Consider the following 12,373-nt stretch of genomic DNA (forward strand, 5'->3'; position numbering starts at 1 on the left):
GGCTCTCAGACAGGGTTTAAAAGATTTAGTCGAAGAAACTTCCAAATATAATAAAGAATAGGAATTGGTTCGCGATAGAGTATCGCGAACCATTCTTTCTTTTCCACATCCCGTGAAAAGTCAGAATGATTTCCAAGGTGGGATCTTGCAAAACCAGTAAAACTCCGTGAGGCTGGATCAGATTTGGAATGTGGATCGGTTCGCGATCGCAGTTCGTTAAATCAATCGTCTCATCAGTCATTCTTAGCTTCTCAAACTCCTCATTGGAACTCTGAATTAGGGATTGGGGATTGGGGATTGGGAAGATTTAAATATGAGTGAAAGTGGAAAATTGCTAAAAAATATTGATACTAAAAATTATTTATTTTTAACTTCTGTCCGTGGGTTTAAGTCCCCCGGTTCAATAAATAAGTAAGTTTTGTGTTGGGGTAAAATCCCGATTAGAAAACTTAATTACGAATTACGAATTACGAACTTGTACTGAGCGTAGCCGTAAAGCCTGCGGCATAGCTACGCTTAAGGCACAGCCTCTCGTAGAGAAGTATTACGGATTATTTTAACCAGTTTAGCTTTTTAATTATATTTAACTTAGTGAACTACCTAGACTAAAAAATCTGGCTTCTATTCTTCGCTTAATGTTTCAATCAACAAATCCACCTGCTGCTGTCGCTGCTGCAAAAAACTTTCACACTGACGCAAATACTCAACAGCACTGGCAAATTGGTCAAACACCGCTTCCAATTCTAACTCACCCGTCTCAATGCGAGTAATAATTCCCTCTATTTCAGCAACCTTCGCCTCATAATTCCAACCTTCCATCGAATCAGAACTAGAAGCACTTTTACGTTTAACCATTAATCTCTCCGTGCCCTCTGCGCCTCTGCGGTTCGTTTACTTCTACGGTTCGTTTACTTCTACAACCTTCACTCTAACCCCACCCTGCCCCAACTGAATCAACAAATCTTCTCCCACAGCCAACTCCGCCGTCGAACGAGCGATCGCGCCATCTTCCTTTCTCACCACCGCATAACCACGCTGTAACACTGCTTTCGGGTCAAGACTAGCCAACTTTTGCCGCAATAATTCTAAATACTGCGCCGCTTGCTGCGATCGCCCAATCGTAATTTGCACCAAATGCTGACGCTTCCAAGTTAGCTTTTCCACCTCCTGCTGCACTTGCCGATCTAACCGCAAACGTCGCAAACGATTCCGTAATCCTTGCAGTTTACTTTCAGCATTTTCCCCAGAGTCATGCACCGCCTCATATAAAGCCACAACTCGCTGCCGATGATCAGTATACAACTCTGAAAGTGATGGCACAACCATTTCCGCCGCCGCAGTGGGTGTATGCACACATACATCTGCGACTAAATCTGCTAAAGATTCATCTCGTTGATGGCCGATACCAGTAATTACAGGAATAGAACAACTAGCCAGCGATCGCACCACTCGTTCATCATTAAAACAGGCTAACTCTTCCACCGCGCCACCACCCCGCGATAAAATTAGCACTTCGGCGCGGCCATCTCTTTCCACTCGCTCAATTGCATTCACGATAGATTCAGGCGCTTGCTCACCTTGTACTGTCGCCGGAGAAAATAAAACGTGTAAACCTGGATACCTTTGCTTGAGAGTTTTTTGAATATCACCCCAAGCAGCAGCCGTTGGGGAAGTGACAACAGCGATCGTTTGGGGATGGATGGGGAGCGATCGCTTTCTTTGCGCGTCGAACAATCCCTCTGCCAGCAAGCGATTTTTGAGTTGTTGATAGCGCAACGCCTGTAAACCAACACCAGCAGGTAAAGTTTGCCAAACTGATAACTGATACTCTCCCCGTTGTGGATATAGGCGAATACTACCCAAAATAATTATTTGCTCACCGGCAACTGGCATTTGGGCGAGTTTTGGCAATTGGCTATTCCATACCACACATTTAATTCCGGCGGTGCGATCGGTATCTTGCAGCGTAAAAAATAAACCACTGCGATGGTGGTTAGCACTGGAAACTTCGCCAGTTACCCAAACTTGCCGCAATTGTTCATCTTGCTCTAACAGAAAACGGATATAGTCAGTTAATCCAGAAACTGAAAGCGCTGTATCGAGAATCAGAGAGTCGGGAAGGTCGAAAGTCATCAAAGATATACAAAAGCAAAAGCCTAATCAAATCTTAGCAAATAACATTAATTGATAACTATTTTGTTGAATAATCAAACTGAAAATATCCCAAAAATCTATTAGACTTAAATTAATCACTATATAGAGTTTAAAACGATAATGGAAAAAATAGAACTTGAACTAGACAGACTCACCTTTGAACGAGCAAAAACTCTGGCAATAGTCAATCAATCAACCTTATCAGAATTGATTAGTCACGTAATTGAACGTTTAGCAGAAGTTCAGGAGAAAAACGATCCTTTAATGGGATTATATGCTGATGTTCCAGAAATTGTTGATGAAATTGTTGCTGAGGCGATGGAAAAAAGAGGATATCCTGGAGCAGATGAATAAAGTAGAAAAGTCCCTACTTGATACGGATATTCTTTCAGAAATTATTAAACGAGTAAATCCTCGTATTATTGTCAAAGCCAATAGTTACTTAAATCAGTTTGATAAATATACCATTTCTGCAATTACAGTCATGGAAATTGTAGAAGGCTGGCAAAAACGTAAGCAAGAAAAACGTCTTCAGCAATTTTTAACTATACTGGCTTCACAGGAAATATTATCCTTTGACTTAACAGAAGCAGTATTAGCAGGAAAAATCTACGCTGATTTAGAGACAACCGGAAAAAGAATTGGTTATCCTGATTGTATGATTGCAGCAATTGCCATCCATCATAATCTAACTTTAGTTACTGGTAATTTATCTCATTATCGAAGGATTCAGGATTTAGATTATTCACTAAGGCTAGATAACTGGCGTTTATAGTGACAATGGTGATGGATGAAGTGGCATCAAGTTTAGCCATTAGCTAAATTCTCTAATACAGATATAAAAGCCTTCGTACTAATCATTTTGGACGGACTCAACGTAACTTAAGCAGCTTGTTCAAAAACCATATCTGCTCATCTCTTGCAAATTTCGGTTGCAAGAGATGAGCAGACTGTAAGCAAGGTTTAATTGTGATCTCTCCTCAGCTAATAATTACAATAACTTGACAAATAGTTAGTGCTGAAAATTTATTTTATCACTAAATGTGATTACCTATTTCTAGGTCAATATTACCGAGATTTAATTAGACTTTTTATACTTCATTGCTCGTTTAATCTCATCTTTGCTGAGAGTTATTCCAGAGGTGTTCAGTGCAGCAAAAATATTAACTATGTCTTTATCGCTTACTTCTGCAACTACTTGAATAGGAACTTGATAATCTTTGAACCTATTGTGTACTGCATATAATTCATCTAATAATGCTTCATTATCATCAAATTTTGCAATATTAGCCTGCCTCTGCATAAACTCTTCAGTTTTGAAGAGTGATGACATATTCAATAATTTAGTTTTATCTTGCCCTTCTTGCGGAAAAATAAACTTTTTTTGTTCTAAATCGTATAGAAGTGTAAAACGTTCATTATTTCCCAAAAAAACATTATAGAGAGCAGTTAGTCTTTGAGAACCATCTAATATCCAAAGTATTTTCGACGAGACAAACTTATTTAAGTCAGCTTTTGGGAACAAACTCAATTCACTAGAGGCACTCTCGAAATGATCTGAATCATGTTCGACTGCTATTAGCATTCCAATTGGATAACCACTGTTAATGCTCTCAAAAAGGTCTTTAACCGCTTTTGTACTCCATACGTATGGACGTTGGAAAGCAGGAACTGTAAGGCTACCATTTTCCATCATGTGAAAAATATTATTAAGTGTGTAGGCAATAATGTAATTTCTAGCCATTGTTATCCTCCTCTACATCATCAATTAAACTACCCTCTAGCACTTTCTCTCTTGATTCTAAAATGATTGACTCTAAAAGATGTAGAGTATGGCTTAAGTAACCTACTTTAAAACGACTGGACGAAAAATCCCATTTCCACTTACTTGTATCTTTATCCTGAGAAATGCGTTGTTTCTCATAAAATTTGTGCGTTAATTCCTTTAATACTTCTTGTAATTGAGTTGTTATCTGTATCTCTGCTTCAATATTGATATCTTCTGCATTCCAGTCTATATCATAAATCTTTGCAGGAAATGAAACATAAACATGATACGCATAGTATCCATCATCACGTTCTTGGCTATATTTTCTGTACTTTAATTTATGAAATTTTGCATATTCAATAATCCTATTTGCAACAAAACCAGGCCCATCTATAAATCGGCACACCAAAGTACAACGAACAATATCATTGAACTGGGTAAACATATTTTGGTGATTTATCCAGCCATTTTTAGGCAATCCTGGAAAGTTTTTATTCCATAGAATATTCAATCTATATGTTTTTTCAATAGCAGACAAATACGGTTTCGTAACCATTTTTACCTCATGGCTATTCATGAAAAGTTCTGAAGAGGTTTTCTGACTATATTCTGTTTTCCAAATTGAAGCCTGAGTTGAGAAAAAAACAAAAAACTTATGCTGCATTATTGCATTGTAGATATTACTTGTATTTGTTTCATAAAGCCTTTCAATTCTCGGATCATTAAAATCACTTGATAGACTATGCTTTGCCCATTCTTTGTACTCTTCTAAGCTGATCTTGTTTTCCATTTTACCTCTCTCTTATGACTTCAACCTACCTAATAGCTCAACTCAGCGTCAAGACAGGCTATCTTTAACATCTATGAGATTTTAACTGAAACTTATCAATAATTCGGATCTGAGTGGATAGGCTGATAAATTATAAAATATTACGCTATACGATGAATTAGACTAAGAATTACAGCATATCTTCTAGCGAAAAGCGGTATTTCACATTCAATCATCACTAAACTAAGCACTGGGCATTTCCATTAGACAAACATACTGATGTTACATACAGAAAACTATAGCGTGAGGTTACTAATATAACTCATACCCTAGAACGCCAACCCTGTACTCATACATTCAAACTCCTAAACAACAGCAAATTGCCTTCCCCCTCAAGTAAACCGAAGTGCAAGCCAAACATCTGGTAGCTGGAAATTGCCTAATTGAAATCCCTTCAACACTAAACTACAAGCCGTCTATCTCTTCCCTTTGACCAATGAAGCCCTTACCGATGATATGCTGATTGGCATGGCGATCGCTCCTAATTGAGCAACCTCCGCAAATACTCACAAGTACGGTTCTACTGACAGGGTTGTTTAGGTAATTTATTTTTCTTTGAAACCCTTGCTTACCCAGCCAAAAAAGCTATCTCTGAATGCAAGTTGGTATCATTGTGCAAAACTACCCTAATCTGGTAGCGATCGAGTTACGATCTTGTCACACCCTTTTTTGATTTGAGAAGTCCTATTCCAGAATTTTCTGGTTAAAATAGTATATCTGTTCTACTCAAACTCCGACACCGACACTCCTTAAAACCATATATTTAGATTAGAGGCATTAGAGGCAGAAATGGCTATCAACACCGATACTTCCGGCAAGCAAAAAGCACTGACTATGGTGCTAAACCAGATTGAGCGCAGCTTTGGTAAAGGGGCAATCATGCGCCTGGGTGACGCTACCCGGATGCGGGTGGAAACAATTTCTAGTGGAGCGCTTACCCTAGATTTAGCATTGGGTGGTGGTTTACCCAAGGGTCGGGTCATAGAAATTTATGGCCCGGAAAGTTCCGGTAAAACTACAGTAGCGCTACACGCGCTCGCCGAAGTGCAAAGAAATGGCGGTATTGCTGCCTTCGTTGATGCTGAACACGCCCTTGATCCTACTTATGCTGCGGCATTGGGTGTAGATATTGACAATTTGCTGATTTCCCAACCTGACACTGGTGAATCAGCTTTGGAAATTGTCGATCAGCTTGTACGCTCTGCTGCGGTTGATATTGTAGTCATTGACTCAGTAGCAGCACTGGTTCCCCGTGCTGAAATTGAAGGCGATATGGGTGATATTCACGTTGGTTTGCAAGCGCGGTTGATGAGCCAAGCCCTGCGTAAAATTACGGGCAACATTGGTAAATCTGGTTGTACAGTAATTTTCATTAACCAGTTGCGGCAAAAAATCGGTGTTACCTACGGTAGCCCAGAAACCACGACTGGAGGTAATGCATTGAAATTTTACGCTTCGGTGCGTTTGGATATTCGTCGAATTCAAACCTTGAAGAAAGGTACAGATGAATTTGGTAATCGCGTTAAAGTCAAAGTCGCCAAAAATAAAGTAGCGCCGCCCTTCAGAATAGCGGAATTTGACATAATTTTTGGTAAAGGGATTTCTACCTTGGGTTGTATTGTAGACTTGGCAGAAGAAACTTCCATTATTGTCCGCAAGGGGGCTTGGTATAGTTACAATGGCGATAATATCTCCCAAGGACGAGACAACGCCATTAAGTATCTAGAAGAAAAGCCTGAATTCGCTGAAGAAATTAAGAAACTGGTGCGTGAAAAGCTAGATAAAGGCGCTGTTGTTTCTGCTAACTCTGTAGCTAAAGCCAGTGAAGAAGATGAAGAGGAAGATGTCGATTTAGAACCAGAAGAATAAGGAATGTGGATTTATTAATCTGAAATTTTGAATATGTAGTGGGTTCCAAAAATAGCTAACCCACTTTTTGTAAAGGATTGATCAGTTATTCGTTAGGCATTTCTAGTTCTAATCAGGTAAAAGTAGGGGCACAACAATGTTAATTGTTGTGCCCCTACGAATTGTATATATTTCACCAAATTGAAAATTATGGCAATTTTCAATTTTTTAACTGGGATTTTATGGTATTTGTCTGCTAAAAAAGCGGTCTAAAATTTCTGATTTCTGTTCTGAACTGAAGTTGTCATAATAATGTTCAAGCTTCTCAAATAGTCGGGAATTTCGGAAAATCTCTAAATTCTCATCTACTTTCTCAGGTATATATTTTTGTTTATCACGCGGAAAAGAAAGTATTTCTACTTGATTGTCATTTTTACGATGCACAAGCTGCATCAATAACTCCATTGCTACAGTTGGCAAAACACGGCACGTATAATTCACAAAAAAATCAAAAGTCATATTGCCTAGACGGATGCGATCGCCATCTTCGAGCTTGATCGGCTCTAAAGCGCGATCGCCATTCACAAATGAGCCATTGGTACTGTTGAAGTCTATGAAATAGAAGCCTTGATCGTCAATATATTGAATAGCCGCGTGGCGACGAGACATATAATTATCAGCAATGCAAATACCACTGTTCTGATTACGACCTATTGTCCATATCTGCTGTGACTGTCGTAGACTTTGGGTCTGATTGTCGCACAAGTTAGTCATCAAATAAACAGTAGACGTATCCACTACACCATGTACGTAACGTACCTTCATCTTTTTCAACGACGGTTGAGATAGGTTTTCTAGTTGAAGAATTTCATCTAGAAGGCTGCTGTGGTGTTCATACAACTTAAGGAATACTTGATATAAAGTTAATCGCCGTTCTATTTCTGTTTGTGCAAAGTCAGCCATGATATATAAACCTTGTATTACCTGATTTCGGTTATGACTATTCTGCTTAAGCCTACAATCAGGGATAATTAATTTTTCACTTTCTGCTGCCATCTGAAAACTTTAATGGCTTAAGAGCGTTATATCTTACAGCTTTTACTTACAAGATCCCCTGTCGTTTATAGCAATAAGAAGCATAGAAATATCTAGGAAAAACTATTGTGATGCTTTATTGTTTATTGTAAATAATCATTTGTTATTTGTAACAGATGAAAATTATAAAGATTTGATGAAGAATTGCTAATCGTTTCCGTATTTTTGCTAGATAATTAGATATTTCTTCATATTTGCAAGAGCGATCGCTATTGAGCGAACCAACTATAAAAATTCTGAGTTGTTCATGATAAACCAATACGCTTGGGTTAAGGCTAAAAACTAAAACTGGCGTAGGTTGAGTTCAGAAACATAGCTTATTTCCCGTTCGTGTAGCGTCTGCAAGGGAGAAGGTTAACGCTTATGCTTAACCCAAGCGTATTGTATGATAAAAAACATCCCCGATTTTATAAAAGTTTTCGGGGATCTGCGGGTTCCAATTCTCACAAATCAAATAAAATTGCGATCTCTCACCTAATTGGTAAATTCTGAATAAATCTGAGTTTTATCAAGAAAAATAAGAGTTAATTTATCAAGCCAATAATAAAATCGAAGCCTTGTGAAATAATACAGTTTAAATTAAGGCTTTATCCTCTTTAAGCCTCCTTAAAAAGTAGGGAAATAGTCTGGAAGCCAGAGCAAGTCACTGGCTCCAAAATGTCAACTTTCAACTTACAATAAGCCTCGTTTACCATTGGGGCGGATGGTCATCCAATTTGTTTTTGCTAGTGCTAGCTGCTCATCAGAAATTTTGGCACTAGTGAGATTAGCACCACATAGATTAGCTCCTCGCAGGTTAGCATTGCTGAGATAAGCATTACTGAGGTCTGCACCTCGCAGGTCTGCCCCTTCTAAATCAGCATGGTTAAAGTATGCTTTGGTCAAATTAGCATCCTTGAGATTTGCTTTACTAAGGCTGGCTCTGCCAAAGTCACTATTGTGAAGATTAGCTCCCTGGAGATTAGTTTTTTGCAATTGAGTAGAATGGAAATTTGTTCCTGATAAGTCAGCACCTTGCAGGTTCAACAAACTTAAATTGTGAAGAGCAAAATCTCGTCTTCCCTTTTGATAAGCGGTTAACAAACTTTGGGTATCTAACTTACGCTCAACTTTAGAATTTTGAACTTGCAAACCATTACTGTTGCTGTTAGCTAAAGTGGTTGATTTGCCCATCCCAGAACCCTGGTGTGATCCAGCAGCTTCTGCTGCTTTAGCTCGTCTGGCACGAATTGCTGCCGCTACCTGTGCCACTCCTGCACTGGTGGCAGCAACAGAAGAGTTGTTACATAAAACAGCAGAATTTTCCAGGTAGTTGTGTGTTCGCTCTTTAGAACCAGTATCTGATTTAATCAGTAAACCCTTTGCTAAACTTTCTAAGTATGGTTCTATTTCCAATGCTCTAAGAACTTCTGCGGCTGACTGATAGCGATTACGTACAGAAACCTCTAACATCTTTCGTAATACATTGCTCAAGTGATCGCTCACTTGCACAAGTTGCTCCCACATCATCTCGCCAGTGTTGGGATTGTAATCTAAATCTTTAGGAGTTTTGCTAGTCAGTAAATAAATACATGTCACTCCCAGAGCATAAATATCACTGGCATAGACTGGACGCATAGCCATTTGCTCTGGAGGTGCAAAACCAGGAGTACCAATCGCATAAGCAGTTAATGCTGTTTGCCCTGATTGACTGATCGCGCCTTGGGTGACTTGGTTTTTGACGGCACCAAAGTCGATAAGTACCATCCTGGCATCTTGAGTGCGACGAATTAAGTTGGCTGGCTTGATATCACGATGGATCACCTTTTGCTCGTGGATGTATTGGAGAAGTGGTAGAATCTCGCTTAAGAATTGCTTGACTCCAGTTTCGGTCAAGATGCCGTTAAGTTTGACCTCCTCCTGCAAGGTATCACCACTGATATATTCTTGAACTAAGTAGAATTGTTCATGATCTTCAAAATAGTCTAGCAACCTTGGTACTTGGGGATGATTGCCAATCTTACCTAGAGTTTTGGCTTCTCGTTCAAAGAGTTCTCTAGCCATCTGTAAAACGTGTGGGGCGCTTCCTGATGGGCGTAATTGTTTGATTACGCAACTCGGTTCTCCTGGTAAGCCTTGATCGTTGGCTAAGAAGGTTGCTCCAAAGCCACCTTGACCTAATGGTTTGATCACCTGATAGCGATCGCGCAACAGTAGTTGCGAGCCACAAGACTGACAACTTTGGCTATTTACCAAATTTTCTGGATTGGGACAGATAGGATTTAAGCAGTAGCTCATGCTCTGTCAACTCGCTGCACGAATAATCACGGGGAGCGTTACACTCTCTTTCAATTATTTAGACATTAATCAATTCTTGCCAGGTAATTTTTGCTGGAAATCCTTTGAAGAGTTTCTAAAGTTTACCTGGTATTACGTAAACGGTAGCAAAAATAATGCAATTGATTATACTTATATTAATAAATGTTTGAGTTACTTGTTTACATTGCTAGAACAGGTTAAAGTCTTAGACTTTGAATCCAAAATCCCAGTTGTACTCGAAACCCATCAAAGTTTCCATCCAAGATTCAACCAAAATTGGTATTGGAGGGCAGTGCCCATCCTACAAAAATTGCTGTAGGATTTTGGATGCCCGAATTTGGAGGCAATTTAGAATTATCTCCATTAGTTTTTAACAGACTATTTAGCTCGCTTTCATATTCACACTAATTAGCTGTTCGATAAGTGCAAAAACATCACTGCGGCTGAGTTTCTCTTTACCGTTAGCAAGAGCATCAAGAGTGCCATTAGCCAAGGTTAAGGGAATTTGGCAAAAATCTAAGGCTGGGCCGGTAGGAAGGTCTTTGGTGTAAGCTTCTGCCAGAGCTAGATTGCGCCGCGCATACTCTTGCATATTTTCCGCACTCCAACCTTCTGGAAAAAAGTCTACCCCACGCCTTAAATCTTCAGTGTGGTTACGCAGGATATTAACTGCTTGCAAACCGCGACCAAACCCAATCGCCTGGGTACGGTTCGTTTGTGTTCCATCGTACCAAGTCCATAAGTCCGAAAGTAACAATCCCACTGCGCCTGCAACCCCAAAGGTATAACGATCCAAATCAGATTCTGTATAAATTTTCCAGTTTCTTTCTGCCCAGTAAGCCATTCGGTCGGACATTGCAGCAGTGGCATCCCAAATTCGAGGTGCAATAGTCTCAGGTGCTAGCAGCAACCATTCTCTAATTCTCAGAGTAACTTCTTCTAAGGTATTTTCATACCCATTAAATCCTGTAAAGAAAGCCTCTACTGCGAAGCCATCAACTCCTGCCTGTAATGTCAGGCTAATGCTTCTTAACAGCTTTGCTTTAGTCGCATTATCTATTTCGGGATGATCTTCAATTTCATCAATGGCACGCATACACAAATATGCTGATGCTACTGCTTCTTGTAATCCTGGCGGTAAAAGACTAATTGGGATATAAAAAGTTCGGCTAGTTTCCTTGAGGATTTGCAATGCATCTCTACGTAAATTCATGTTTCCACTCCCCGATTGATTTTGCACCACATGAAGTTTGCAGTTTTTTTGATGATACTGGATATAGTTTTAACTAAACTTTAAAAACTATAGACTATAAGATACGCTAGTATTTCATCTAAAAATTAATAGTTTTTGGTGTTGCAATTAACAAAACTCTCAAATTTATCAAAGTCTAGTCTAGTATATAGGCTTTTGGTTGCAAAAATATCTAAGTGTTCTTTGATATAGCTTTCATAAAGTTTTAGTGTAGATATAAAGAATTATGCTAATATTTGGTTGATTAAAGCAAAATTTTTCCATGAGCAAACATTGCTTTTAGGGATTTAAAAGTATTTTAAGTCTGCGTTAATCTAAGTGACTCAGTGGATCAAATTGCCCTTGCCTGGGAAAGCGTATACACACATCTGGATCAAAATTGGTCAACGGCGGTTTTTTCAGTATTTATACGTTAGTGAGTGCAGTCATATATACTACTTCTAACTCTTGCTGAATCTCATCATTAATTTTAGGTCTAGAGGAACAAGATAGCTGTCAAGTAGTTCAAAGTTGCAGTTAATGTTTTCTTCGGTAGCGATCACTTCTATAGTATTGATTGCTATTGTATGACTTTGGGAACAAGTTGTGTTCCCTCTTGACCTTGCCTTTGCTCCAGTTAGTGGTAGTAATAAGTTATACCAATTCTCTATGAAGATGCTTTTAATCCGATTGCCCTGTAGTCCCCCCTATGCCTTACGGTGTATACACACGTCCTAAAAACCTTGCCTGGTAAGATACAAGCCTTACTAGGCAAAGTCTTGAGTTTATCAAGCTGATTATCAATCATGTCAGATTATTGATAGAGCTATAACGGAAAATCAAGGATTTTTAAAAAAATTTTGCGTTCTTTTCCGTCCATTTGATTCCCAACTCGACTTGTGTATGCACGGTAGCTATGCCTTTGGGAGACGGCGTTAGCCGAGGGGTAAATATAGTTTATATGTTAATAAAGTCAAAGGCTTTGCTCAAGATTTGATGCAATTATTTTTATCAAACAGAATTCAGGAGGCAGAATAGAATAAAGTCCGTGTTAACGCCAAGGTCAGGTCTTTGGCTCTACCTAAATATTTGTAAGCTACTTGACGAAACTGTTCAAGTCTAGCAAGTGTCATGTTGGCAGGCGAGTAAT

General features: G+C 39.1%; 11 protein-coding genes. 3 read left to right on the forward strand and 8 right to left on the reverse strand.

Annotated features, from left to right (window positions below; genetic code table 11):
* Positions 1-25: 25 nt before the first annotated feature.
* The 3 genes from GNF10_RS38510 to xseA form a co-directional block, all read right to left on the reverse strand.
* A complete protein-coding gene (locus tag GNF10_RS38510; protein WP_260446297.1) occupies positions 26-241 on the reverse strand; it encodes a hypothetical protein in 216 nt (71 codons plus the stop codon).
* A 380-nt stretch (positions 242-621) separates the two neighbouring features.
* Positions 622-855: an exodeoxyribonuclease VII small subunit gene (xseB, locus tag GNF10_RS12345; RefSeq protein WP_185585899.1), complete on the reverse strand. Its 234-nt coding sequence runs from the start codon at positions 853-855 to the stop codon at positions 622-624.
* A gap of 42 nt (positions 856-897) precedes the next feature.
* Positions 898-2,133, reverse strand: a complete 1,236-nt coding sequence (xseA, locus tag GNF10_RS12350) for an exodeoxyribonuclease VII large subunit (RefSeq protein WP_185585898.1) — start codon at positions 2,131-2,133, stop codon at positions 898-900.
* Between the two features lie 141 nt (positions 2,134-2,274).
* Between xseA and GNF10_RS12355 the strand changes: the two genes are divergently transcribed.
* Positions 2,275-2,508, forward strand: a complete 234-nt coding sequence (locus GNF10_RS12355; RefSeq protein WP_185585897.1) for a hypothetical protein — start codon at positions 2,275-2,277, stop codon at positions 2,506-2,508.
* Positions 2,501-2,929 carry a type II toxin-antitoxin system VapC family toxin gene (locus tag GNF10_RS12360; RefSeq protein ID WP_185585896.1) on the forward strand — a complete coding sequence of 143 codons (429 nt, stop codon included), beginning with the start codon at positions 2,501-2,503 and terminating at the stop codon, positions 2,927-2,929. The genes GNF10_RS12355 and GNF10_RS12360 overlap by 8 nt, the downstream gene beginning before the upstream one ends.
* A 303-nt stretch (positions 2,930-3,232) precedes the next feature.
* On the opposite strand, the gene GNF10_RS12365 is transcribed toward GNF10_RS12360, so the two are convergent.
* Both GNF10_RS12365 and GNF10_RS12370 read right to left on the reverse strand, forming a co-directional pair.
* The gene (locus GNF10_RS12365; protein ID WP_185585895.1) at positions 3,233-3,898 is read right to left on the reverse strand and encodes a DUF262 domain-containing protein; all 666 of its coding nucleotides are present in this window, start codon (positions 3,896-3,898) and stop codon (positions 3,233-3,235) included.
* On the reverse strand, positions 3,891-4,712 hold the full coding sequence (locus tag GNF10_RS12370; protein WP_185585894.1) for a hypothetical protein: 822 nt from the start codon (positions 4,710-4,712) through the stop codon (positions 3,891-3,893). The genes GNF10_RS12365 and GNF10_RS12370 overlap by 8 nt, the downstream gene beginning before the upstream one ends.
* A gap of 828 nt (positions 4,713-5,540) precedes the next feature.
* Between GNF10_RS12370 and recA the strand changes: the two genes are divergently transcribed.
* Positions 5,541-6,620, forward strand: a complete 1,080-nt coding sequence (recA, locus tag GNF10_RS12375; RefSeq protein ID WP_179074924.1) for a recombinase RecA — start codon at positions 5,541-5,543, stop codon at positions 6,618-6,620.
* Between the two features lie 219 nt (positions 6,621-6,839).
* Here the strand turns inward: recA and GNF10_RS12380 are convergent, their stop codons facing one another.
* The 3 genes from GNF10_RS12380 to GNF10_RS12390 form a co-directional block, all read right to left on the reverse strand.
* Entirely contained in the window at positions 6,840-7,562 is a 723-nt protein-coding gene (locus tag GNF10_RS12380) for an FHA domain-containing protein (RefSeq protein ID WP_185585900.1), read from the reverse strand.
* A gap of 804 nt (positions 7,563-8,366) precedes the next feature.
* Positions 8,367-9,971, reverse strand: a complete 1,605-nt coding sequence (locus tag GNF10_RS12385; RefSeq protein WP_185585893.1) for a serine/threonine-protein kinase — start codon at positions 9,969-9,971, stop codon at positions 8,367-8,369.
* A 403-nt stretch (positions 9,972-10,374) separates the two neighbouring features.
* Positions 10,375-11,205 carry a squalene/phytoene synthase family protein gene (locus GNF10_RS12390; RefSeq protein WP_114082451.1) on the reverse strand — a complete coding sequence of 277 codons (831 nt, stop codon included), beginning with the start codon at positions 11,203-11,205 and terminating at the stop codon, positions 10,375-10,377.
* Positions 11,206-12,373 lie beyond the last annotated feature (1,168 nt).

Source organism: Nostoc sp. UCD121 (genome assembly GCF_014222285.1).
Taxonomy (GTDB): Bacteria; Cyanobacteriota; Cyanobacteriia; order Cyanobacteriales; family Nostocaceae; genus Nostoc.

Bases quoted from the DNA above. Each gene is read 5' to 3' on its own strand.
- xseA (WP_185585898.1), bottom strand. From the start codon at position 2,133: ATGACTTTCGACCTTCCCGACTCTCTGATTCTCGATACAGCGCTTTCA.
- GNF10_RS12370 (WP_185585894.1), bottom strand. From the start codon at position 4,712: ATGGAAAACAAGATCAGCTTAGAAGAGTACAAAGAATGGGCAAAGCAT.
- GNF10_RS12385 (WP_185585893.1), bottom strand. From the start codon at position 9,971: ATGAGCTACTGCTTAAATCCTATCTGTCCCAATCCAGAAAATTTGGTA.
- recA (WP_179074924.1), top strand. From the start codon at position 5,541: ATGGCTATCAACACCGATACTTCCGGCAAGCAAAAAGCACTGACTATG.
- GNF10_RS12390 (WP_114082451.1), bottom strand. From the start codon at position 11,205: ATGAATTTACGTAGAGATGCATTGCAAATCCTCAAGGAAACTAGCCGA.
- GNF10_RS12360 (WP_185585896.1), top strand. From the start codon at position 2,501: ATGAATAAAGTAGAAAAGTCCCTACTTGATACGGATATTCTTTCAGAA.
- GNF10_RS12355 (WP_185585897.1), top strand. From the start codon at position 2,275: ATGGAAAAAATAGAACTTGAACTAGACAGACTCACCTTTGAACGAGCA.
- xseB (WP_185585899.1), bottom strand. From the start codon at position 855: ATGGTTAAACGTAAAAGTGCTTCTAGTTCTGATTCGATGGAAGGTTGG.
- GNF10_RS12365 (WP_185585895.1), bottom strand. From the start codon at position 3,898: ATGGCTAGAAATTACATTATTGCCTACACACTTAATAATATTTTTCAC.
- GNF10_RS38510 (WP_260446297.1), bottom strand. From the start codon at position 241: ATGACTGATGAGACGATTGATTTAACGAACTGCGATCGCGAACCGATC.
- GNF10_RS12380 (WP_185585900.1), bottom strand. From the start codon at position 7,562: ATGGCTGACTTTGCACAAACAGAAATAGAACGGCGATTAACTTTATAT.